The organism is Paenibacillus sp. ALE3 (assembly GCF_054113405.1).
Genome location: NZ_CM134214.1, coordinates 1,476,612 through 1,501,179, shown reverse-complemented (window position 1 = coordinate 1,501,179; position 24,568 = coordinate 1,476,612). Strand labels below are relative to the sequence as shown.

Sequence of the window (24,568 nt, the reverse complement as noted above, 5' to 3'; positions counted from 1 at the left end):
AAGCTATCAGTTATCTTCGCCTTTAATCGCCGCAGCACTTTTCTCATCTGCTACAGCAGATATCCCACCCTTAGGAGTTCCCGCATTTGTTTCAGAATCCGCAGTAGTATCGGTTTTGGTTTTAGTATCGGCCTCCGTTTTCGTTGCATTACCTGTCTCGTTAACTGCAACTCCAGTGGTCGAATCCTGTGTTTCCTCCGGCTTCACTCCGGTCACTGTTTCTTTGGCCGGCTGAAGCGTAACACTGACGACCCGCTTGCCATTTACCATTTGTGCCTTTTGAGAGACAACATACCCTTCACCGCTTACCTGAACACCAACCTTCATAAGCGTCAGAACTTGAAGTGTGTCACGCAACGAGACACCTGTAAAATCGGGAATCGTCATGTTGGCACTATCCTCAGTCAGCAAATAAATGCGCTGTCCCGGTTTCATTTTGACGCCTGCTTCAGGATACTGACGAACAATTTTGGAGCCTTTACCTACCGTTTCGTAAGCAATTCCCTGTTTGAGCAATGCATTTTGCGCATCCTTCTTCACTTGGCCTGTTAATTGTGGTACCGTTGGCAAATTCACCGTTTTTACTGCAGCTTCACCTGATTTATTCGTTTTGGTTCCTGTTTTGGGAACCCCCATATATTGCAGCGATTGGGACACGATTTTTTTAAACACAGGTGCTGCTGCTGTACCGCCGCCTACCGATTTGTTAGGTTCATCCATAACAACCAAGACAGCTATTTTCGGATCATTTACTGGTGCAAAACCAATAAAAGACACGACATCCTTCGAATGATCGTAAACTTTTCCGACGACTTTCGTCGCCGTCCCTGTTTTACCAGCAACACGGTACCCGTCGATATAAGCAAGACGTCCCGTACCAATTTCTTGGTCAGACACGACCTGCTCCAGATAGCTGCTTGTCTGAGCTGCAGATTCCTGAGTAATCACTCGGCGGACTTCCTTCGGTTGAATCGTCTGCACTTCGCCTGTATCTGGGTTTATAATTTCCTTCACCAAATGAGGCTGCATCAACTTCCCACCGTTAGCAATTGCCGAGATCGCTGCCACTTGCTGAATTGGCGTTACCTGAACACGTCCGTGTCCATATGCAGCTGTCGCGACTTCGGATTTGTACTGGGTATGGAATGTAATAGCTCCGGTAGACTCACTTGGAAGATCGATGCCTGTTTTCATACCGAATCCAAAGTTATTGATATACTTCTTCAGCCTCTCGCCACCCAACTTATTAAGTCCCAAATGGACGAAACCGACGTTACTTGAACGCTTGACCCCTTGAAGATAGGTTAACGTTCCCCAGTTACGGCTTACGTCACGAATATCCCAGCCTCCGACGCGAATCATACCAGATTGATAGGTCTCATTCGGATTAAATACCTTTTCTTGGACCGCAGCAGCTAAGGTTACTATCTTAAACGTGGAGCCCGGTTCGTAGATAGACTGAGTAGCATTATTACGGAAATTTTCCAAAGGCGTACTCCCATATGTATTGGGATTAAAATTCGGATAAGTCGCCATCCCGAGAACATCCATTGTTTTAGGATCGGCCGCTACCACAGTCATCGTTTTGGGATTATATTTTGCAATAGCTTCTTGCATGGCATCCTCTATATAATACTGAATCGTATCGTCAACCGTCAGCTTTAAATTTTTACCATTTTGTGCCGGCTCGTAGACACTTTCCGATCCCTGAAGAGGAACTCCCTTTCGATCCCGCTGATACAGAAGCTTTCCAGCCGTGCCAGAGAGCTCTTTATTGTAATAAGCTTCCAACCCCATACCTGCAGTACCATCTTTTCGTTGATAGCCAAGGATATGAGAAGCCAGCTTATTTTCCGGATAATAGCGTTTGGATTCCTGAACAGTGTCCACAGCTCCAACTACCTCATACTTATCCTTCAAATACTCTTTGAACGTATCGACCTGTGTTTTCACCTCAGGGTCTACCTTCCAGCCTCCATTACGAATCTCACGGTTTTTTAAATAGTTACCCTCTTTATCCTTTGCAGATAGATGTCTTCTCAGCTCATCCTCGGGCGTTTTAAGTAGCTGATGCAGCTTGGCTACAACCTCATTCTCCAGATCATACTCCTGAATGATGCTAGGGTTGACAACCACCGTGTAAGCCGGTGCATCGGTAGCTAGTACATTTCCTTTACGGTCCATTATGGTTCCACGCTTGGGCTGAATCACCTGGTCTCTTTCTATCTGTGTAACTACCTGATTATGCCAATATTCCCCGCTCACGACTTGAATCCAAAATACCTTAAGTAGCAGAACAAGAAAAAAGAGGGTAATACATCCCCCTATCAGCAGTGTGCGAAGCTTTATTCTTTTGACCATAGCTCAAACCTCTCTGCAAAAAAAATATACGTCAGAGCATAGCTTGATGCTATGCTCTTAACTATTTGGCAGCCTGCTTTTCCACACGAATGGGCTCTCTTGTTGGTTCGATATATCCCTGTTCCTTTGCCGTCGGAACAATCTGATTCTCCAAACGCTCCTTTTGAATCTTCAATTGGGCGATATTGGTCTGTAATTTGGAAATGTCCTTGCTGGCTGTATTAATCGCATAATTAATTTGATAAATGTGAGCATATCTGCCAATCAACGTCCCCGCAATGACAATGCATGCTACAAGTGTCAATAGATACAGCAGCTTTTCTCGAATCGGCAGCTCTCTGCGGCGTGTAACGACTTTGGTGGTCTCACGATACCGTTGTTGCTGAACCTGTTCCTGACGGGCTCTTTCTTTTACAGCCAAATTACCGCGTGTATAAGCCATGTCGCCTCTCCTTCTCCATTAAATTTACAATTTTTCGGCAACTCTCAGCTTGGCTGACCGGGATCGTGGATTAAGCTCCAATTCCTGTTCTGATGCCACAATCGGCTTACGATTCACCAGCTTTAGATCGCCTACCATTTTGTCATCCAGAATCGGCAAATCAGATGGATAGATGCTTTTCGCCAAATACTCCTTGAAAATATGCTTGCATATCCGATCCTCCAAGGAATGAAACGTAATAACCGAAATTCTGCCCCCTGGAGCCAGACATCTTACTGCCTGATGCAAAGTATCTTCCAGTGCACCCAGCTCATCATTCACAGCAATCCGCAAAGCCTGAAAACTGCGTTTAGCCGGATGTCCCCCGGTTCTGCGTGCCGCAGCCGGAATTCCTTCTTTGATAATATCGACAAGTTCCCCCGTTGTGTGAATAGGCTTGTTCATTCTACGTTCAACCATGATCTTTGCGATCCGCCTGGAGAACTTCTCTTCTCCATATTGAAACAGGATCCGCGCAATCTCCGCTTCCGGCCATTCATTAACAATTTCGTATGCCGTAAGCGAACTGCTCTGATCCATCCGCATATCAAGCGGCGCATCATGATTGTAACTGAATCCCCGCTCCCCCTCATCGAACTGGGGCGAGGATACACCCAGGTCGAACAAAATACCCTGGACCTGCGGGACGCCGTCTTTTTCGGGCAATCCCAGTTCGGCCAGCTTGTCCTGCAAGTGGCGGAAGTTGGATTTCACTAATGAAATCTTTCCTTCATAGGCTGACAGCTTCTCTCGTGCATTGTTCAATGCCCAGTCGTCCTGATCAAAGGCAATGAGCCTACCCTCAGGGCCAAGCTGTGACGCAATGACGGAACTGTGTCCTGCCCCTCCCAACGTGCAGTCCACATAAATCCCGTCCTGCCTGATGTTTAGTGCCTGTGTTGCTTCTTCCTTGAGTACGGTAATGTGGTGAAACAAACGGCTGACCTCCTAAATTACAATTCAAAGTTGAAATCAACCAATTTCTCAGCAATGTCGTTAAATGCTTCTTCTGATTGGTTGAAATATTGCTCCCAAGTGTGCTTGCTCCAAATCTCTACCCGGGTGGACACTCCCAATACGACGCACTCTTTTGTAAGCTTGGCGTATTCGCACAAATTCCCCGGTAAATTTACCCTGCCCTGTTTGTCCAATTCGCATTCAGTCGCCCCCGAGAAAAAAAAACGAGTAAACGCCCGCGCATCAGCCTTCATCAAAGGCAGTGCTTTAAGTTTTTTCTCCATAACAGCCCACTCATCCATGGGATACACGAAGAGGCATTGATCCAGCCCGCGGGTAACCACGAACGAGGCACCAAGAAGTTCACGAAACTTGGCCGGGACAGTAAGCCGTCCCTTATCATCAATGCTATGTTGGAACTCCCCCATAAACATTGGTTTCGTCACCCCTTACCCCATTCTCCCACTTTGGCCCACTTTCCACCACCTAAGCATAATAGATTCGCTTTAAAAAATCAAAGACCTCTTTTTCATGACGAAAAAGTGATAATTTCTAGATACATGGCACGATGTCTGTTATTGTAGCCCTGCGTCATAAGATGCCAAAAAGCCCCTTATCCCACGAAGCCGAATCCCCGACAATATGCATCAGGTTTCGAAACAACATGGAATAAAGGGCTTATTCTCTATCCATTGTGTCAACCTATACAAGCACTTGCATTAAAAATGCACCACTTCTACAGCGGACATCGTGACCGAAAATAGATTACGCGTTCCAGCTGTCCAGATAGACCTTTTGGTCTTCTGTTAATGTGTCAATCTTGATTCCCAGACTATCAAGCTTGAATCGAGCCACTTGCTCATCAATTTCATAAGGAACATTAATCACGGCTTTGCCCAGCTCGTTGTAACGATCATTCACATATTTCAAGCCGAGTGCCTGAAGCGCAAATGTGGTATCCATAATCTCTGCAGGATGACCGTCAGCGGCAGCCAGATTCACGAGACGCCCTTCTGCGAGCAAATACATTTTACGTCCATCTTTAAAGCGGTATTCCTCGATATTGCGACGTACCGTGCGAATGGATTCGGAGCGTTTGGCAAGCTCAGGCTTACTAACCTCCACATCAAAATGCCCTGCGTTACACAGCACAGCTCCATCCTTCATAACATCAAAGTGCTCCCCTGTAATTACAGCTTTATTTCCAGTTACTGTAATGAAGAAGTCACCCAGTTTGGCAGCTTCCACCATTGGCAATACATGAAAACCATCCATATGGGCTTCTACAGCCTTGATTGGATCAACTTCAGTTACAACAACGTTGGCTCCCAGCCCTTTTGCACGCATTGCAACTCCTTTGCCACACCATCCATAACCCACCACAACCACTGTACTTCCTGCCACAACCAGATTAGTCGTACGAATAATACCGTCGAAAGCTGACTGACCCGTACCATAGCGGTTGTCGAACAAATATTTACAGTAAGCATCATTTACAGCCACCATCGGAAAGTGAAGCTGCCCTTCTTTTTCCAAAGCCTTCAAACGAATAATCCCTGTAGTGGTCTCCTCTGCTCCTCCACGGATCGTAGAAATCAGATCAGGCCGTTCAGATTGCAACAGAGTAACCAGGTCGCCACCGTCATCTATAATGAGATCTGGCTTAGTTTCCAGTGCCTTGATTTGCAAATTCTTGAATTCCTCTGGATCTGGGTTGTATTTAGCCAATACCGTAACGCCATCTTCAACTAATGCGGCGCAAACATCATCTTGTGTTGACAAAGGGTTACTACCCGTAATGGTGACCTGTGCTCCACCTGCTTGTACCACTTTAGCCAGATAAGCCGTTTTGGCCTCCAGATGTAAACAAATCGTTACCTTCAGACCGGCAAAAGGCTGCTCTTGCTCGAATTGTTGACGTATGCGGTTCAATACCGGCATATGGGCTTCTACCCAATCAATTTTCAAATGCCCTTCAGGGGCCAATTTAAGATCGTGAATAATGCTATTTTGCAGAGAATGGGAAGTCATACGTTATTTCCTCCTATATATTAGTTAAATTCATTTATAATCATTATACATAAATCACACGATGCGTCCCCGACAAATCCAAAGGTACGTTCATAATCATATCCATCAGGTCGAGACCGTAACGGTTCAGAAAATGATAGATGGTATACGCACGCTCCTGCGGCTGTCCAAATGGGAAAAGCGACCATTCGATATGATCCCAATGGCGAAGTGCTGTTCCATTTTGCCGAAGCAGCGCTTCCTGCACCTTTGCCTCCAGATAGTCAATCTGCCCCAGAATTTTCTCGCAGTTGGTTTCTCCGAGCTGTAGCAAACCTTTCTCTATCATTCCTGTCTGCTGTATAAGCGGTTTATACATACGGATAAAAGCATCCTTAGCCTCGGAAAACTGATCCTGCATTCCAAGCTGATCTTGAGTGGCAATCCATTGCTTTTTTCGTTCCTCAAGCCCGTCTCTAACTTGACCAAAAGTTAGTTCGTACTTAAGCATATGCTTCTCCACGCCTGGCTCCATCAATGTAAAAGACATACGGGGCAGCAGTATTGGCATCTGCATCCCGAGCACTCCAAAAGCGTCCCGTGTAATTGCCCAGTAGGCAATTTCTCCTAGACCCAGCACAGATGCCAGTACCGGAAACAGTGAATCCTGCATGAGAGGACGGGTTAGTACATTGTTACTAAAACGTTCGGGGTGTCTATCTATCTCTTCAAGCAGTTCATCCGCTGTAAACGCCACTATACCGCGCCGATCTGTGAATAATCCAGCTTTTTTGAAAAGCAGCAGGCGTTCCTCTTCATGAATGTAAAAAAGGTTCGCACCACCTTCATGCACATCCGCTTGTAAATGATAACCATAGTCTACGATCCGCGTAGCGGTTGTCTTATACGCTGTCTCCAACTCATCATTGTGTTGAACCAACCGTCTAAAAACGGATGCCTCCAGCTTGCGCAGTAAAGGATCTGCAGAATCCATGAGCACCAATCCATAGGCACCAAACAAACGGCCCATCAGCCTGGCAAAGGCCTCACTTAGTCCATATGACTCTGTCAAACCTTGCCCAATCATGCGCATAATATCGGTCTTATGTTCTGAATCTGGCAAGCTTTGCTCTATATCCGCCATCACTTGCTTCCACTCAACCGTATCAACTTTAATGGCACTAACTGAAGAACGGTGTTCAGGCAGCTTATTCAGCTTGATTTTAACTGCTTGCGGGTCTTTCGCCATTACGTATGTATGATTGACCTCGTCCCAGTCATGATCTTCACCAGCAATCCAGAAAATCGGAATAACCGGACGTCCAAGCCGTTCCTCAGCTTCTCTAGCTGCTTTAATAATCGTAGCAGCTTTGTAAATGACCAGCATCGGACCTGTGAATAGTCCACTTTGCTGTCCGCCAACGACTACTAAAGCATCTGGACTTTCCAAACGGTCCAATGAAGCATGAACCGCCTCATGCGAGTTGTGTTGCTCATTGTATATACGAAGACATGCTACGACATCCTTACGGTTTAATCGCAGATGCTCCGTCTTATCCAGCCACTTCGCCCGTTGGGCATAAGCATCGGCGTGCAGAATATCATATTCATACAAATCGCTTGCGCGTCCTGTACCCTGTATGTAGTCTTCTGCCAAAGCCGACCCTCCGCGAAGCGTTTCCGGAACTATTTTCATGGGTCTGCCTCCTGTCTCCACCAAAACCTTACTGCTTGATTGTACCGAAAGCCCATGTCCACGTCAAAGCTTCCTATAAAAAAAACCGCCGAATAACTCGGCGGTTGGTATATAGAACAAGATCAAGCGTAAGGTTCAGCTACAAAATGTCCTTTAGACACTTCGATAAGCGTGGCATTTTCCAGGTTATAAGCCCCTGCCTTATTATCGGACGCGTTATGAATCGGTCCGCCTTGATCGTCAGGCATAATAATTCGTTTTTTGTTGGCTTCGACTTCCGGGTCAGGAAGTGGAATCGCCGACAAAAGCATTTTCGTATATGGATGAATCGGATTGGCATATAATTCAGAGCTTTCAGCAAGCTCCACCATTCTGCCTCTATACATTACAGCTACCCGATCACTAATGTGCTTGACCATCGACAGATCATGCGCAATGAACAGGTACGTCAGGCCCAGACGTTCTTGAAGCTCTTTTAACAGGTTGACAACTTGAGCCTGAATGGATACGTCAAGCGCTGAAATCGGCTCATCACAAATGATGAACTTAGGATTAACAGCCAATGCACGGGCAATACCGATCCGTTGACGTTGGCCACCAGAAAACTCATGCGGATAGCGTGTTGCATGGTCAGGGTTCAAACCAACCAGATCAAGTAACTCCTCAATCCGTTTTTTACGTTCTGCACGGCTACCTGCCATATTGTGAATATCCAGTGCCTCACCAATAATATCAGACACGGTAAAACGCGGGTTCAATGACGCATACGGATCTTGAAAGATCATCTGCATATCACGACGCATTGCTTTCATTTTACCCGGTGATAATTTGTAAATATCTGTGCCGTTAAAACGTACGCTACCTGCTGTAGGTTCATACAAGCGCAAAATAGTACGACCCGCTGTAGATTTACCACAACCGGATTCGCCAACCATACCCAGCGTTTCACCCTCACGAATATAGAAATTCAGGTTGTCCACCGCTTTGAGCACACGGTTTTTGCCAACATTAAAATACTTTTTAAGACCTTCAACCTCAATTAAATTGTTGCTACTCAGCATGATCTCACCTCCTATTTCTTCAACTTCGGATCAAGCGCATCACGCAAGCCGTCGCCAAAAAGGTTGAACGCAAGCATAATCAAACTGATCAAACCTGCTGGGAAAAGCATCCGCCACGGATAATACATCCACCCGGTCAGAGCTGATTCAATCATTGAACCCAGCGATGCCTCTGGATTCGGTACCCCTAAACCGAGGAAGCTCAGGAAAGCTTCGGAAAAAATAGCGGTCGGAACGCTCAACGTCAATGTAACGATGATCGGACCTACTGCATTAGGCAAGAGGTGACGGAAAAGCAAACGACCTGCTCCAGCACCCATTGAACGGGAAGCAAGTACGAATTCTCGGTTTTTAAGTTGCAGCATTTCACCACGTACAATCCACGACATGTTAATCCACCCCGTTACACAGAGCGCAATAATAATTGTAGTGATACTTGGCTCCAGTACAACCAGCAACAGGATCGTAACAAGCAAGTAAGGAATGGAGTACAAGATTTCAGAAAATTTATTCATGATTTCATCAACGCGGCCACCAAAGTAACCCATAATTCCACCATAAATAACACCAATCAGCAAATCAATCAAAGCTGCAGCCAGGCCTATCGTCAAGGAAATCCGTGCTCCCATCCATGTACGGACAAACATATCACGTCCAAGATCATCCGTACCGAACCAATGCTCCGCAGAAGGTGGCAGATTCGTGCTCAGTAAATCATTAGAGTAATAATTATAGGGTGACAATATCGGACCTATTAAAGAAAAAAGCACAATCAGAACTAAAACAATCAAGCTAGTCATTGCAACCTTGTTTTTACGAAGTCGTTCCCAGGCATCGCGCCAAGCAGATAAGCTTTCTCGCTGAATAACTTCAGACTGCTTTTCATCGACCCCTATTTTTTGGAAATCTTCCGGTTTCACCTGAAGTTTATCCAAATTCACAGCATTGTCTTTCACAGACATAAAGTTACCCCTCCTTCCCGCCGGACAGCTTAATCCGAGGATCAATAAACCCATACGCGACATCTGTAATAAAACGCGCTAACATAAGCAAAACACCGTAAAAAATCGTTATGCCCATAATCATGGTGTAATCACGGCTTGTGATACTTTCCACAAACACTTTACCAATACCGCCAATCCCGAAAATCCGTTCAATAACCACAGATCCGGTAATAATATTCGCTGTCATTGGACCTACGTAGGTAACAACTGGCAAAATAGCATTCCGCACAACGTGTTTGAACATGATCGTAATGGATTTCAAGCCTTTAGCTTTGGCCGTCTTGATATAATCTGCATGCAGTACTTCTATCATACTGGAACGCGTCAATCGTGCAATAAATGCAATTGGTTGAGCAGACAAAGCCGCAACAGGCAGAACGTAGTCCATTGGGCCCTCGAAGCCCATAACGTTAAACAATTCCAACTTTTGAGCAAAAAAGAACTGAATTAATGATGCCAGAACGAAGCTGGGAACGGCAATACCCAGAATTGCCAATATCATCGCCACGGTATCAATGAGTCTACGATGGTACAAAGCCGCCAGCATACCTAGTAAAATACCGACAATAATGGAAACAATAATTGCGACTAGACCTAACTTTAGTGATACCATGAAGGTCTGTCCAATAATGTCGCTCACATTTTGATTCAATTTTTTCATAGAAATACCAAAATCACCCGTAACAATATCACCTAAGTATTTAAAATATTGTACATATACAGGCTTATCCAACCCATACTGTTCCATTAATCGGGCTTGAATCTCAGGAGACGTCGCTCTTTCGCTCATGAAAGGGTTACCTGGAATTGCCTTCATCAGAAAGAACGTCGCAGAGATCAGAATGAGCAAAGAAATAAGCATAAATATAAATTTACTGATCAAATAACGCGCCATCGCCCGTTTACACCTCCCATATTTTTCGACACCATTCGATTCTATAGAAATAGAGTTGGGTTATCCAATCTACTTGTATGCATGGTTAGTTTAATCATATTAAGAAGAACCCTCACACACAAAAAAAACGGGATATATATGGCAGTACCCACATATATATCCCGAAGTAACTCCTCAACTTCAGAATCAAGTATTAGCTACTTACTGTGTTATATAAGCTCTTGTAAAATCAATTGCACCACTAAAATCCAAAGCAACGCCTTTTACATTTGGTTTCGTCAAAGAAGTATTAGAGTAGTAATAAATCGGCAGTAAAACCATATCATCCTGAACAAGAAGCTTCTCTGCTTTCGCAAATATTTCCATGCGTTTTCCTGGATCAGTTTCTGTTTTAGCCGCTTTAATCAAACCATCATATTCAGGATTAGAATATCCAGAATTATTGTTGCCATTACCAGTTGTCCAGATATCCAGGAAAGTCATCGGATCATTAAAGTCAGCAGACCATCCACCACGTGCAATTTGGAAATTCAACTTGTTACGTGTTTGGATAAATACGCCCCACTCCTGGTTTTGCGTTTTCACGTCGATTCCCAGGCTTTTCTTCCACATATCTGCAACTGCCAAAGCAATTTTTTGGTGTCCTTCAGTAGAATTGTAGAGTAGAGTGATTGGAGGGAGTGAAGTTACTCCTTCTTCCTTCATACCTTCTTGAAGCAATTTCTTCGCTTCAGCTACATCTTCTTTGAAATAATCATCTTTATGTTCATTACGGTATTCCTGAGATAAGCCTTTAATTCCCGGAGGTACAAAGCCGTAAGCAGGAATCTCTCCACCCATCGTTACTCTATCAACAATCGGCTGACGTTGAATCGACATTGCAAATGCTTTACGAATTTTAAGATTATTGAACGGTTTTTCGGTGACGTTAAACAAATAGTAATAGGTGCTTGCTATACCTTTAGCCTGGAATTCGTTAGGCATTTCATTTTTCACAGCCATCATTTGGTCTGCAGGAATTTCGCCATTAGGTTTACCTGCATAATCAAGTTGTCCACTTCTGTAAGAAGCGAGTTCTGTTGCACCGCTGTTTACGAGGGACATTGTAATTTTCTTCAGTTTAATTTCGTCCTTACCCCAATAATTCTCGCTTTTGGAAACCTCGATCTTTTGACCTGTCTCCCAAGTCGACAATGTGAAAGGCCCGTTAGTGATCATGCTTTCTTTTTTAGTCGCCCATTTATCATTTCCTTCAACAGACGGATGCACCGGATAATAGGTGTAGAAAGAAGTCAATCCCAGGAAGTAAGGTGTTGCATGTTCCAGTTCTACCTGCAATGTATGATCGTCAACTGCTTTGACACCTACATCTTTGAAGTCCGTAACTTTAGTACCTTTAAAAGATTTGGAGGTGCTTAGGTTGTAACCCTCAGCATTTTTGATATAGTACAATTGGTAAGCATATGGAGGTGCAGGAGCCGTGGAAGGATCCAATACCCGTTGCCAAGCAAATACGAAGTCACTTGCTTTGACTGGGTCGCCATTACTCCATTTTGCAGTATCGCGAAGCTTGAACGTATAGGTTTTGCCGTCATCGGAAATTTTCCAAGATTCAGCTACGCCAGGAATTTCTTTACCATCAGGGCCCATGCGAACAAGACCTTCATACATTGTTTTCAAAACAGTGTTTGCTTGAGTATCTTGAGCCTGTGCCGGATCGAACGTTGGCGGCTCGGATGCAAGGTTAATGCGCAAAATTTGCTTGTCGGCCGGGGCCGGCGTAGTCGAGGTGTTTTCTTGTGCGCCCTTACCATTGGTATCATTCTTGCCGCCGCAACCTGCGAGCAGTGCGCCAACTGCAAGAACGAGTGTCAAAAGGACTAAAAAGCTTTTCCTTTTCATCTAGCGTTTTCCCCCTAGTTCTAAAGTGGTATATGTTTATAGATTATACAACCAGCGGTCAAAAAAATCTACATTACATTTCTTCAAATTGAGCTTTTTTTTCAAAAAAACATGATTAATTCATATTTTTTCATCATTTCATGTCACATTTCATCACATAGAGTTGAATATATTTTTAAATATACCAACAACAGTCAACAAAGTATACGCCAATGTCATCGCCATAAAAGTTAATCTCCAGACCGCTCTACATAATCTTTTACCATCAACCTTTCCCTTTATTCGGTTTTGAGCTCCTCCAATTAAACCCAATGCCAGTAACAAGAGCAGTAGAATCAAATAAAAACCGAATCGGGATGTAAACAGGACATTAAAGAGTGCTGCGACGGAAAATATCAGAAAAAAAGTGGTAATATCCATAGAAGTAAGCAATGATTTCTTCTTTTCCATTTTAAGAATGTAGCGACAAACCGCAAACACGATCAAAAACGGAAAAAAGGGAAGAATACTGAAAGTGATAATAGTACCTTGTATAAGACTCAACTGATCACCCCTCTTTTAGCCGCATTCCTTCAATTAATTGCCACAATACCTCATGAGTTGGTGCACTAATCCCAGCTCGCTTTGCCATCTGCACCAGTTGCCCGTTAATGGAAGCAACTTCGGTCATGGACTGTGCAAGTACATCAGCTAGCATAGATGAGTGATTCTCTGCCGTTGCCCGGCAAACATCCATAATTCGATCCCACCATGAACTTTCCCAGCGGATACCATGAGCTTCATACACTTGAATGCCTTCATCATATAGTTTACGCATCATATGTATTCGAACAGGCTCCGATAGCAGCTCGCCATTTCGAACTCGCCATACGGCTGTCAGTGGATTGATCACAGCGTTAATCAACAACTTGCGATAAATCCCTTTCTCGATTTCTTTCGACAAGCAAACGTCAAATCCTGCTGCAAGCAGCCGATTTAGCACACATTGTTTGAATTGATTGTTGTGCTCCCCCTCTCCTTCCTCCGAAAATCCAATTTCAGTCACGCCCGATCCTGCATGCACAATGGATGCTGCCCCCTGTTTCTTGGCTCCTTCGGTTGTCACAGCAGGGTATACTACAGCTTTAGGCCACGCCTGCCTGATGCGTTCTATATGACCTATTCCATTCTGCAAACAAATAATCCCTGGATCTGTTTCCGTTTGAGCCACAGGCTGGATCTGTTCCAGTACTTCTCCTATCGCCCCCTGTTTGGTCAAAAACATAATCCATCGTGCCGGAGCCTGTGAATTTAACCGTTGCCAATCTGCCATTGGCGCTACCTTTAATTGGTCCCCCGTCACATGAACAACCACCTGCCCCTCATTATCAAGCACAGTAATCCCTTCACGAGCAATGATGTGTGCCTGTTCAAGTGTTCGTGTCCACAGCCTTACTGTAGCACCCGTGGCCGATAATCTCCCGGCAAACAGCAATCCCAGCGAACCCGCTCCAATAATATCAATCACTTTGTATCGTCTCGCTTCCATCTTTTTTTCTACTATATCATATGCACTCCAATGAAATAACAAAAAACGCCAACTACGGCCAAGCGATAGTTGACGTTTTATTTAGATAGCTATTGTAATCTTGCTACTCAATGCGCTCCAGATTCCCATTAGCATCCATTTTGAACCTGGATTTAAGCTCTTCCTCATCTTCAGTGATTAAAGCCAATCGCCGGGCACGGTCCATAATCTGAATCAGAGCTTTATAATCATCATTTACAACACGATAGTCGGTCTGCACATCATTCACTTCTTTGGACAGCCGGTCATTAATGGAGCGAAGCTGATTTAATTCTTCTTCCTTTTCCCGCAAATCTTTCTCCAGCATCTTAATCTGCCGATTCGTCTCCTGCATAGATCCCTTCCATTGACGCAAGAAGCGAATTACTGCATCAATAGATAACGTATCTTCACTCGTTCCATCTGTTCTGTATCCCCCTTCGACTGGATCGAGCGTGGCAAAGGCCGCCACCTGCGATACACCTACCGGGCTCTGCTTACGAATATAACTGCGCTTCTGGCGCTGTGCTTTGGCAATGCCAATCGCTTCATCATAACGTTTGCGCACGCAGCTATTCCAACGAAAACCGCATGCTGCAGAGGTTCTACCTATTTTTTGTCCAACCTCCTCAAACGCAGCGAGCTGTGTTCCACCTTCCCGGATATGCCGCAATGTCACCTCCGCCAATATCAAGTCATCTTCCGCACTCCATGCATCTTGTCTTATTGCAGTCATGCCTCTAGCCCTCCTAACAACATCCTGAAATAACCGTCTTCATGAACCGATCTTGCCGGTATTTGAATAGGGTATAAAAGCTGTTTATTCATTCCTATGCCTCTCGTAGAGTTCATAGAATCTATTTGATACTAAATTGTATTTCCATTTCTGCCAGAACTCATACGTGAAGTAAACAGTTTCGGGTTTCAAGCATGCTCTGACTGCTGTACAATAAAATGAATGGTTAAAGAATAAAAAAGGATCATATACATTACCATTAGTCTTTTTCTGGAATACATAAAAGGGGAAACTAAATGAATAAACGAATAAAAATCGCGATCTGTACCCTGCTGGCCCTCATTATGATGCTGACTACCATATATGTATGTCCTACTTTGGCCGCTCCCAGTCCTGAAGAAAATCAGATTTTACAAGATAGTCTGTCTATCGTGGAGATCGACCATGAAATCGAGCGAATTAGTCAGGAGCAGCAGGCTCTTTTACAGCGTCAGCAGGAACTGCGTAGTAGTCTAGCTGATCAACAGAAGCAAATGGACCTACAACGTGAGCGTGCAGGTTCTGTACTGCGATCTTACTATATGGGAGAAAGGGACAAGCTGCTGAGTGTAGTGCTAGGGGCTAAAAGTATAAAGCAACTTCTCTCTTTGTACGATTATTACTTATTGTTGATTAGTCACGATCAGGATGTGCTTCAGGAATACGAATCCAATTATCAATTTATGCGAAAAACAGAGCAGCAAGTTGCCCAAGCCACGACGGAACTGGAGACGGTTAAAACAAACCTACTGGCACAACGTAAACGGATTCTTCAACTCCAGTCGCGTGTAGATGACGGCGTTAACGCCAGTGATAACCCTGAAACCCTACGCAAGCTAATTGGTGAAATGACAGCTTATTGGGAGAATGTAGGGGTATACGAGGTAAATAAACACTTTAAAGCATTAGCTCAAGCGATGCAGGATCTGCCCCAATTCATTCAACAACAGCAAGGGGCCATGGTTACAAATGGAAAAATGATCACGATAAGCATTCGTGAAGAGGAATTTAACCGTTTTTTAAAGTCAGAGAATGAATTGTTTAATCACTTCAATTTCTCCTTTGTGCAGGATCGGATTGTGGTAGAAGGTCAACAAGGAACGATGAAATTAAGGGTAGAAGGTCACTATACGGTAGAGAATGAACCCAAAAATGCAATTCTATTTCATGTAGATCGACTGATATTTAACGGGCTGGAACTGCCGGACACGACTCGCAACAAGCTGGAAGAAGATTTTGATCTCGGCTTCTACCCACAGCAGCTTATTTCATATGTCAAAGCCACAGAAGTACATGCTTTAAAAGGCATTCTTGAAGTTAAGCTCGAATTAAGCTTTAAGTAAAAACAAAAGACCTCGGGATGTTCCCGAGGTCTTAATTATTTGTAATAACGATCAAAAGTTATAACAGATCAGCTGCCAACTGCGCGAGCTTGGAGCGTTCTCCTTTTTCCAGCATAATATGCCCGCTAATCCCTTCTTGCTTAAAACGCTCCACCACATAGGTCAAGCCATTACTGGCTGCATCCAGGTAAGGGTGATCAATCTGCTCCGGATCTCCCATCAGAATGATTTTACTCCCCTCACCTACCCGAGACACAATCGTTTTGATCTCATGTCGGGATAAGTTTTGCGCCTCATCGACAATAATAAATTGCCCAGGTATCGAACGTCCGCGAATATAAGTGAGCGCCTCCACCTGAATACTGCCCAAGCCCATCAAAATTTTGTCGATATCGCCTGATTTTTTGGCATCAAACAGATACTCCAGATTGTCGTAGATTGGTTGCATCCAGGGGCGAAGCTTTTCATCTTTTTCTCCCGGTAAATAACCGATATCCTTGCCCATAGGAACAACAGGTCGAGCAATTAACAGTTTCTTAAATCGATGCTCATCCTCTACTTTAAGCAACCCCGCCGCTAGCGCCAGCAGCGTTTTGCCTGTACCTGCTTTTCCAGTAATGGTCACAAGTGGGATATCGTCATTAAGCAAAAGCTCCAATGCCATTCGCTGCTGAGCATTACGCGCGCTGATTCCCCACACCGATTCGTTACTTAAGTACAAAGGTTCTAATCGCTCTGCCTCCTGATTTACTTTCAACAGAGCTGATTTCCCAGTGCCCATTTCATCTTTCAAAATAACAAATTCATGTGGATACAGCGTATAAGGTAGCTTCAGTGGTTTGATTGGTAAAAAACGGTTAGAGTAAAATTCATCTATGATGGATGGATGCACCTGTATCGCCGAGTATCCGGGGTACAACTCACTTGGATCGCCTGTTCTATCGGATAGGTAGTCTTCAGTCAGCAGCCCCAATACATCTGCCTTGATTCTGACCAATACGTCTTTACTAACCAACACCACTGAACGCGGTTCAGACTGCTCCTGTTCTTCCAAGTGATAATTTAAGGCGACTGCCAAAATCCGGTTATCGTTCGAAACCTCCCCGAACATCTCCTGAACTTTCAAAAAACTCCGGTGGTTTAACTCAACCTTAAGCCTTCCCCCTTGGGGAAGTGGAACGCCACTGTGAAGATGCCCCACTTCTCTCAACCCGTCCAACAATCGCGATACATTACGGGCATTCCGTCCAATCTCATCCGCGTTGCGTTTTTTGGAGTCGATTTCTTCCAGAACAACAGCTGGAATAACAACTTCATGTTCTTTGAAGGTAAAAATGGCTTTCGGATCATGCAGCAGCACATTCGTATCCAGCACAAAAATTTTCTTCATTAAATCCCCTCCAAAGCGGCGTGGACAATCTCATGTTTCATACCTATACCTATTCACCGGCTACCCAATACTTGCTGATTCCCTGAAAAAAGAACCCCAAAGCAGCATAATGCAACGAAAAGTGTAGCTGAAGATAGCCTCAGAGCCTGTACATTTTTAAAATTAGACACAAAAGGCCCAGTGATTGCTCACTGGACCTAGACTGGGTTCACTTTACATTTAGACATACCTCAACCCCCTTATGCTATATAAGAGCTTTACTCGCTGCGAGTATAACATAAGCGGGAAAAAAGATACATACTCAGGAATTGGAAGAAGCTTCAGTGCTGTCGCTTGCTTTTTTGGCTAATTCCTCTTGTAGCGCTTGTTTGGCTAAATCGAGCTGTTGCTCATCAATGTACACATAAGGACTACGCCATGTTCCTGCTACAGGATTGTATTTTACATTTTGCTTGGAAATATTCCAATAGGTTTGTACGATATTTTTCATTTGCTGTGACTCAATATCAGTCATCATATTTTTATCAACCGATTTAATAATTGCACTAAACTTGGTCAAAGCGTTAAAGGTTTGCATTTGGTCAATTAGGGAATGAAGCACCTGATTTTGTCGACGATTGCGATCAAAGTCGTCAGATTCAGCTGTTCTCGGACGACAATTCGACTTGCGGTAGCGAACAAAATCAAGAGCTTGGTCACCATTCAAATGCTTGGCCCCAGCTGTCAGGTTAATATCGGTGCCATCAGCACGGTCTCGGTAACACATATTTTTATCAACCGTCACATCTACACCACCTAGATTATCTACAACATCTCTAAAGCCCTGGAAGTTAATAACCGTTACATAATCAATATTAATATTTAGATATTTGCCGATCATCTTCTTCATTTGCTCTTCAGCAACTTCGCCAGATTCTTTCTCTCTAGCCTTAAACACCGGATAATACTCATTCAGCTTGCGTGGCTTATACCCATCCATTTCTAGACGCGTATCACGAGGCAAGGACACAATGGTAGACGATTTTGTATTAGGGTTCAATGTAGCTACCATAATAACGTCTGACAAATAAGTCGGATGGTCAGGGCGATAGTCGGTTCCAAGCAATAAAATAGTCAAAGGCTTAGCCTCAGCCAATTGCGTTTTGGGCACTTCCTTGTTGATTCCAGTATCCAAAACTTCCTCTACCTGATTGTAAATATAGTAGGTATAACCACCTGCTGCCAAGATACCTATAATGAGTAGAAATAAGACAAACTTCATAAACGATCTGAAAAAGCTTTTTTTCTTTTTCGTTTTTTTCGGTTTGGCGGATTTTTTCCCGCTTTGTGTCCGGGGAGGCAATCCATTCGAAAGATTACTCATGCTTCAACACCTTTTCCTGCGTTTTGAGAAATATAGCTTTCTCCAAGTTTACAATCCTAAAACACATACAGCGGCGCATCCCGTTTCCGGGCGTCGCCGCTGTGGCCGAAGACCAATCCTATGAATTACATATTTGCTTGTGCTGTTTTACGTTGTTTCTCCGCACGCTCGCGCTCACCTTTGTTCAAGATCTTTTTACGCAAACGAATGGATTTAGGAGTGATTTCACAATACTCATCATCATTCAGGTATTCAAGCGCTTGCTCCAGAGAGAAGATAACAGGTGTTTTCAATTTAACCGTATCATCTTTTGTTGCGGAGCGAACGTTCGTCAATTGTTTTTCCTTACAGATGTTAACGACAATATCGTTATCACGTGTGTGCTCACCAACGATCATACCCTCATAAATTTCAGTCCCTGGCTCTAAGAACAAAATACCGCGATCTTCTACGCCCAGCATACCATAAAATGTAGAGGTGCCGTTTTCCGTGGACACGAGTACACCTTGATGACGTCCACCCACTTGACCGCCAACAAATGGTCCATAGCTGTCAAATGCATGGTTCATTACACCGTAGCCACGAGTCAAAGTCAGGAAGTTTGTAGTGTAACCGATCAAACCACGTGCAGGGATCAGGAATTCCAAGCGAACCTGTCCAGTACCGTTATTAATCATGTTGACCATTTCGGCTTTACGGGAGCCCAGACTTTCCATCACTGCGCCCATGCTTTCTTCTGGAATATCGATGAGAAGACGTTCGATTGGCTCCATTTTTTTACCGTCAATTTCCTTAACGATAACTTCCGGTTTGGACACTTGCAGTTCGTAACCTTCACGACGCATGTTTTCAATCAGGATTCCCAAATGCAATTCACCACGTCCAGATACAATAAAGGCATCCGGGCTATCCGTTTCATCAACACGCAAGCTGACATCTGTTTCGAGTTCTTTCAGAAGACGCTCACGCAATTTACGGGATGTTACCCACTTACCATCGCGACCTGCGAATGGACTGTTGTTAACCAAGAAGGTCATTTGCAGTGTAGGCTCATCAATTTTCAGTACAGGCAATGCTTCAGGATGATTTGGATCGGCAATGGTTTCACCAATGTTGATGTCCTTAATCCCCGCAATCGCCACAATGTCACCCGCGCCTGCTTGATCGGTTTCAATCCGTTTCAGTCCTTGGAAGCCGAACAACTTCTCAATACGCGCTGATTTACTGCTGCCATCACGTTGGATAACTGTGACCGCTTGTCCCTGCTTGATGATACCGCGGTTCACCCGACCTACTGCAATTCGGCCCAGGTATTCGTTATAGTCCATCAGTGTTACGAGGAATTGAAGAGGCTCATCTACTTTCTCAGTTGGAGCTGGAATATGCTCTACCACTGTTTCATACAATGCTTGCATGTTGTCATCTTGCTTTTCAGCATCCATGCTGGAAGTTCCGTTCAGTGCTGAAGCGTACACAACAGGGAATTCTAATTGCTCATCATTTGCACCCAGCTCGATGAACAGATCCAGTACTTCGTCAATGACTTCTGCCGGACGAGCTGCCGGACGGTCAATTTTATTTACTACAACGATAGGCGTCAAATTTTGTTCCAGCGCTTTACGCAGTACGAATTTCGTTTGCGGCATGCAGCCTTCGTAAGCATCAACGACCAGCAAAACGCCGTCAACCATTTTCATAATCCGTTCCACTTCACCACCAAAGTCGGCGTGTCCCGGTGTATCTACAATGTTAATCAGGTAATCTTTGTAAGTGATAGCTGTATTTTTAGCCAAAATCGTAATACCGCGTTCACGTTCCAGATCGTTGGAGTCCATGGCGCGCTCCTGAACAGCCTCGTGTTCTCTAAATGTTCCGGACTGTTGAAGCAACTTATCGACAAGTGTCGTTTTTCCGTGGTCGACGTGGGCAATAATCGCAATATTGCGAATGTTCTCTCTTGCATGCATGGTTTGTATCCATATCCTTTCCGTATATCAAAATAGTGTCTCTATCCTGAAGCAATGCTCATTCAAGGCTAACAATCGTTCTTTAGGCCCACTCCCTGCCAGCCTTCTATATGTTTCAGGCTTTATACAGACAGCTTCTCTCTCCGATTCGCGTGAAAACCTTAAAATAAGCGTCAGAAATCATTCCGACGCTCTTTTCATATCCATTATATTATAGTAGAAATATGTCATAAAGCAAGACATTATTGCCCGTTCCGTAATTTACCGCCATGAAATCTGCACAGCTTGTCGGTTTACCAGTTGCGTTTGCTACGGTTGTTTATGACCAACCAGATTCCAGCTCCGATCAGTAAAACGGCAATAATATACATGATGCCTGTACTTAGCAAGGTAATAATCAATAATAGCACCGATATCAAGCCTAATAGTACGCTCCCTGTATATACATTACGAGAAAGCGAAATATCATTAATGGCATACTCCCATAATCCAATCGCCACACCTAGAAGAAACAAAGGCCATAAGTAGCCCATTAAATGCCATCCCCAAGTATTGCAGAGAAAAAAGAGGAAGCCATATACCGACAAAATCCCTGCCGGCAGCAACATAAAGGGTGATACTTTACGCATCATATACATTGCATGTAGCACGATTCCAGGTATTAAAATCAGCAAGGGCCAAAGGTTGCGTCCCAAGAAGGAGAACATCCCCAATTTCCCCAACAAAATAATCAGTCCTACGGCAACAATGCCTACTCCGATCATACGCTCTTTTCCGGAATTCATCGTGGTCTCCTTTGTTTGCTGGATTTGTTTTTGAGTCATTAAATGTAGTTGTTTTCAAGTACACTTTTATGAATATAGAATTTTTACAAAAACCGAGCTGAATCCTCGGCATCTGCAAAACCCTATGTCTAGTTTAGCCGATGTTTTCCAAAAAAACCACGTTCAAATATGACGGGGCCGTAGCTGCCGATATATTCCTGCAATGACAACTGCTGCTGCCAACAAGACCGGTAACCATGCATGTATAACCTCACCCAAGTCTGCTAACCATATGCCCAATTTGGGATCACGCAGTAGCATTTCTCCCGCCGTAAAGGCCAGGATGGCAGATCCCAGCAGAACAAGGATCGGGAACCGATGAAGCCAGATTGCTATCACGTTGCTGCCCCAGACGACAATCGGAATACTAATTGCAATACCAATGACTATAATAGCAATGTCCCCATTGGCTAGAGCTGCAATAGCTAATACGTTATCTAGACTCATCACAAAGTCTGCTAATAGTATCACTTGTATTGCCTTCCATATGGTTGTTTCCGCTCTTACTCCCACATGATCATCATTCTCATACAGCAGCTTAAACGCAATCCATAACAGAAGTAAACCGCCCGCCGCCTGAATAAAGGGTATGCCTAGCAAAATGACAGCTACAAAAGTCAACACACAGCGCAGCAGGACCGCGCCGACAGCCCCCCACCATATCGCTTGACTTCGCTGCCTTGCAGGCAAGTTTTTGCTCGCCATGGCTATAACAACTGCATTATCACCGCTTAGCACCAAATTAATCATTAATATTTTCAATAGCAAAATGACATGCTCCATATGTACAAACACCCCCATCCTACATGTATGCAAAATTGGACGAGGCTATGCTTGCAAGCTTTTCGAATAAGTCATAATTTAGTAATAACTAATGGCAATTTGATTGAGTATAAACCTTGAATTCAATAACAAACAGCAATATAATGAATCGTATTTCCGAAAAACGGGTATTAACATAAACAACATGCAATGTTTTGAGGATGTTTAATCAGGGAGATGAGAACGATTGACATGTCCGTATTTCAGTTCTTTTGGCTACTTCTTAATGTGATATTTATTGACCTTCTGCTCGCAGGAGATAATGCGATTGTAATTGGGCTTGCCGCCAGAAAGCTGCCTCCTGCAACGCAAAAAAAAGCGATACTATACGGCACCGGGGGTGCCCTGCTCATCCGCATAGCAGCCACTATTGTAGTCCTCTGGTTACTTCAAGTACCGTGGTTGTTACTCATCGGGGGTGTGATGCTAGTCTGGATCGCGTATAAGTTGCTCGTGGACCAAGAGGATCATGCCGAAGTTAAAGCAGGAACAACTCTATGGGGGGCTATCCGCACCATTATTGTCGCCGATGCAGCAATGGGTCTGGACAACGTTATTGCTGTTGCTGGCGCGGCCCAGCAGCATTTGCTACTTGTAGTGCTGGGCCTGTTAATCAGTGTGCCGATCGTTGTATGGGGAAGCACTCTTTTTATCAAGCTGATCAATAAATTCCCCTGGATTATCTATTTAGGATCGGCGGTGCTTGGTTATACGGCCTCTAATATGATCACTGAAGAACGTAAGCTGGCACCATACTTTACGGAGCATCCGGCGCTGCGTATCTTGTTTATTGCCACCGTTATGGCTGGCATTTTGCTCACAGGATATCTTCAAAATCGCAGAGCAGTATCCCGTCGAGAAAAAGCTGTCTAAAAGAGGTTTCAAAAGGACCCCACCCAAATAAAAAGGCAGACCCCAACATTGTTGCGGGTCTGCCTTTTTTATTAAAACCAATCTTCCTGTATAACTTCCTCTTTACGCCCCTCTACAGCTCCGTCTGCCTCAAGGACAACCGTCTCCGTTGTAGCTACAGCCTGATCGATCAAAGCATTCAAATCCCGAATAGAGGCTTCAATCTTCTGAACTACCCACAAATTCGGATTGGTCGTGGGAGATTTGGGAACAAACAATGTACAGCAATCCTCATACGGGAGAATGGATAAATCGTAGGTGCCAATTTGCTTAGCGATTTCTGTAATCTCCTGCTTATCCATCATAACGAGAGGTCGCAGCAAGGGAAGTTCCGTCGAACGACCAATCACATTCATGCTGGATAGCGTTTGACTAGCAACTTGGCCCAGACTGTCGCCCGTCACGAGTGCCAATGCTCCTTCACGCTCTGCCAGCATCGTTGCAATTCGCAGCATAGACCGTCTCATTAGCGTAATAATTAAATTATCCTGCCCAGTGCGTGTAAAGGCCGTCTGCACTTCTGTAAACGGTACAAGGTGGATTTTGATTCGGCCCGCGTAGCCTGCTAATACTTTTGCCAAATCAATAACCTTTTCTTTCGCACGCTCACTTGTAAATGGATAGCTATAAAAATGTACACATTCAATTTCCAAGCCTCTACGCATGGATGACCATCCTGCTACCGGACTGTCAATTCCACCGGACAGCAGCAGCATAGCTTTGCCGTTGGTTCCTAACGGAAAGCCCCCTACAGCCATAATAACATCACTAAAAATATATGCCGCCTGCTCTCTTACCTCCACACGTAGCTCAATATCAGGTTGACGCACGTCGACCTTCAATGCCTGAAACGTCCGCAAAATAGGAGAACCAATTAAATGATTCAACTCTTGTGAAGAATGGGGGAATTCCTTCCATACCCTGCGGGCATTTACCTTGAATGTCGTTCCCTCGTCTACGTTCAGCTCATGCATTAAAGCTACAGCCGTCTCAATGATAGCATCCAGCTCAACAGGAGCCATTTTAACAGGACTAATCGTCGTGATGCCAAACACCTTTTGCAACACTTGAATGATCTGTTCATAAGGCTCTCCTCCGAGAACTACATAAATCCGTCCAAATTCCTTGCGCAACGAAGCACCTGGAAAAGGCTTAAGCAGCAGCTTTACGTGTTTCAGTACAGCCTTCTCAAAACGAGCGCGATTCTTCCCTTTTAATGTAAATTCGCCGAAGCGAAGTAAAAGCATATCATAGTGCAT

General features: G+C 44.3%; 21 protein-coding genes. 2 read left to right on the top strand and 19 right to left on the bottom strand.

From position 1 onward, the window contains the following. Positions 1 to 6: 6 nt before the first annotated feature. From ACXHJ2_RS06835 to ACXHJ2_RS06775, 13 genes are all read right to left on the bottom strand, one after another. Entirely contained in the window at positions 7 to 2,361 is a 2,355-nt protein-coding gene (locus tag ACXHJ2_RS06835) for a penicillin-binding transpeptidase domain-containing protein (protein ID WP_165079593.1), read from the bottom strand. A 61-nt stretch (positions 2,362 to 2,422) separates the two neighbouring features. Continuing rightward, complete coding sequence (locus ACXHJ2_RS06830) at positions 2,423 to 2,803, bottom strand: type VI secretion system membrane subunit TssM (RefSeq protein WP_013372097.1); 381 nt, start codon at positions 2,801 to 2,803, stop codon at positions 2,423 to 2,425. 24 nt (positions 2,804 to 2,827) lie between these two features. Then, on the bottom strand, positions 2,828 to 3,778 hold the full coding sequence (gene rsmH / locus ACXHJ2_RS06825) for a 16S rRNA (cytosine(1402)-N(4))-methyltransferase RsmH (RefSeq protein ID WP_013372098.1): 951 nt from the start codon (positions 3,776 to 3,778) through the stop codon (positions 2,828 to 2,830). 17 nt (positions 3,779 to 3,795) lie between these two features. Beyond that, positions 3,796 to 4,233, bottom strand: coding sequence for a division/cell wall cluster transcriptional repressor MraZ (gene mraZ / locus ACXHJ2_RS06820; RefSeq protein ID WP_025677696.1), 438 nt, complete (start codon positions 4,231 to 4,233; stop codon positions 3,796 to 3,798). Between the two features lie 331 nt (positions 4,234 to 4,564). Continuing rightward, positions 4,565 to 5,830: an adenosylhomocysteinase gene (locus ACXHJ2_RS06815; protein WP_016821550.1), complete on the bottom strand. Its 1,266-nt coding sequence runs from the start codon at positions 5,828 to 5,830 to the stop codon at positions 4,565 to 4,567. Between the two features lie 43 nt (positions 5,831 to 5,873). Beyond that, positions 5,874 to 7,505 carry a bacillithiol biosynthesis cysteine-adding enzyme BshC gene (gene bshC, locus ACXHJ2_RS06810; protein ID WP_058829877.1) on the bottom strand — a complete coding sequence of 544 codons (1,632 nt, stop codon included), beginning with the start codon at positions 7,503 to 7,505 and terminating at the stop codon, positions 5,874 to 5,876. 122 nt (positions 7,506 to 7,627) lie between these two features. Then, positions 7,628 to 8,566 (bottom strand): ABC transporter ATP-binding protein, encoded by a 939-nt coding sequence (locus ACXHJ2_RS06805; RefSeq protein WP_058829878.1) that lies wholly within the window; start codon positions 8,564 to 8,566, stop codon positions 7,628 to 7,630. 11 nt (positions 8,567 to 8,577) lie between these two features. Continuing rightward, positions 8,578 to 9,528 (bottom strand): ABC transporter permease, encoded by a 951-nt coding sequence (locus ACXHJ2_RS06800; protein WP_013372102.1) that lies wholly within the window; start codon positions 9,526 to 9,528, stop codon positions 8,578 to 8,580. A gap of 4 nt (positions 9,529 to 9,532) precedes the next feature. Beyond that, complete coding sequence (locus ACXHJ2_RS06795) at positions 9,533 to 10,465, bottom strand: ABC transporter permease (RefSeq protein ID WP_013372103.1); 933 nt, start codon at positions 10,463 to 10,465, stop codon at positions 9,533 to 9,535. A gap of 201 nt (positions 10,466 to 10,666) precedes the next feature. Next, entirely contained in the window at positions 10,667 to 12,367 is a 1,701-nt protein-coding gene (locus tag ACXHJ2_RS06790) for a peptide ABC transporter substrate-binding protein (RefSeq protein WP_013372104.1), read from the bottom strand. Positions 12,368 to 12,520: 153 nt separating this feature from the next. Further along, positions 12,521 to 12,910, bottom strand: coding sequence for a DUF3397 domain-containing protein (locus ACXHJ2_RS06785; protein ID WP_013372105.1), 390 nt, complete (start codon positions 12,908 to 12,910; stop codon positions 12,521 to 12,523). 4 nt (positions 12,911 to 12,914) lie between these two features. Beyond that, the gene (locus tag ACXHJ2_RS06780; RefSeq protein ID WP_165079592.1) at positions 12,915 to 13,895 is read right to left on the bottom strand and encodes a ketopantoate reductase family protein; all 981 of its coding nucleotides are present in this window, start codon (positions 13,893 to 13,895) and stop codon (positions 12,915 to 12,917) included. 103 nt (positions 13,896 to 13,998) lie between these two features. Continuing rightward, positions 13,999 to 14,649 carry an RsfA family transcriptional regulator gene (locus ACXHJ2_RS06775; RefSeq protein ID WP_013372107.1) on the bottom strand — a complete coding sequence of 217 codons (651 nt, stop codon included), beginning with the start codon at positions 14,647 to 14,649 and terminating at the stop codon, positions 13,999 to 14,001. Between the two features lie 296 nt (positions 14,650 to 14,945). On the opposite strand from ACXHJ2_RS06775, the gene ACXHJ2_RS06770 reads away from it, so the two are divergent. Beyond that, on the top strand, positions 14,946 to 16,031 hold the full coding sequence (locus ACXHJ2_RS06770; RefSeq protein WP_165079591.1) for a coiled-coil domain-containing protein: 1,086 nt from the start codon (positions 14,946 to 14,948) through the stop codon (positions 16,029 to 16,031). Positions 16,032 to 16,089: 58 nt separating this feature from the next. Here the strand turns inward: ACXHJ2_RS06770 and ACXHJ2_RS06765 are convergent, their stop codons facing one another. From ACXHJ2_RS06765 to ACXHJ2_RS06745, 5 genes are all read right to left on the bottom strand, one after another. Beyond that, entirely contained in the window at positions 16,090 to 17,421 is a 1,332-nt protein-coding gene (locus tag ACXHJ2_RS06765; protein WP_013372109.1) for a PhoH family protein, read from the bottom strand. Between the two features lie 301 nt (positions 17,422 to 17,722). After that, on the bottom strand, positions 17,723 to 18,784 hold the full coding sequence (locus ACXHJ2_RS06760) for an LCP family protein (RefSeq protein ID WP_013372110.1): 1,062 nt from the start codon (positions 18,782 to 18,784) through the stop codon (positions 17,723 to 17,725). 125 nt (positions 18,785 to 18,909) lie between these two features. Beyond that, positions 18,910 to 20,751 carry a translational GTPase TypA gene (gene typA, locus ACXHJ2_RS06755; RefSeq protein WP_013372111.1) on the bottom strand — a complete coding sequence of 614 codons (1,842 nt, stop codon included), beginning with the start codon at positions 20,749 to 20,751 and terminating at the stop codon, positions 18,910 to 18,912. Positions 20,752 to 21,044: 293 nt separating this feature from the next. Further along, positions 21,045 to 21,536, bottom strand: a complete 492-nt coding sequence (locus tag ACXHJ2_RS06750; protein ID WP_013372112.1) for a hypothetical protein — start codon at positions 21,534 to 21,536, stop codon at positions 21,045 to 21,047. 162 nt (positions 21,537 to 21,698) lie between these two features. Next, positions 21,699 to 22,358: a TerC family protein gene (locus ACXHJ2_RS06745; RefSeq protein WP_016324552.1), complete on the bottom strand. Its 660-nt coding sequence runs from the start codon at positions 22,356 to 22,358 to the stop codon at positions 21,699 to 21,701. Positions 22,359 to 22,574: 216 nt separating this feature from the next. Here ACXHJ2_RS06745 and ACXHJ2_RS06740 point away from each other — a divergent pair, with 216 nt between their 5' ends. Continuing rightward, a complete protein-coding gene (locus tag ACXHJ2_RS06740; protein WP_165079590.1) occupies positions 22,575 to 23,270 on the top strand; it encodes a TerC family protein in 696 nt (231 codons plus the stop codon). A 71-nt stretch (positions 23,271 to 23,341) separates the two neighbouring features. On the opposite strand, the gene thiI is transcribed toward ACXHJ2_RS06740, so the two are convergent. Continuing rightward, positions 23,342 to 24,568 carry a tRNA uracil 4-sulfurtransferase ThiI gene (gene thiI / locus ACXHJ2_RS06735; protein ID WP_165079589.1) on the bottom strand — a complete coding sequence of 409 codons (1,227 nt, stop codon included), beginning with the start codon at positions 24,566 to 24,568 and terminating at the stop codon, positions 23,342 to 23,344.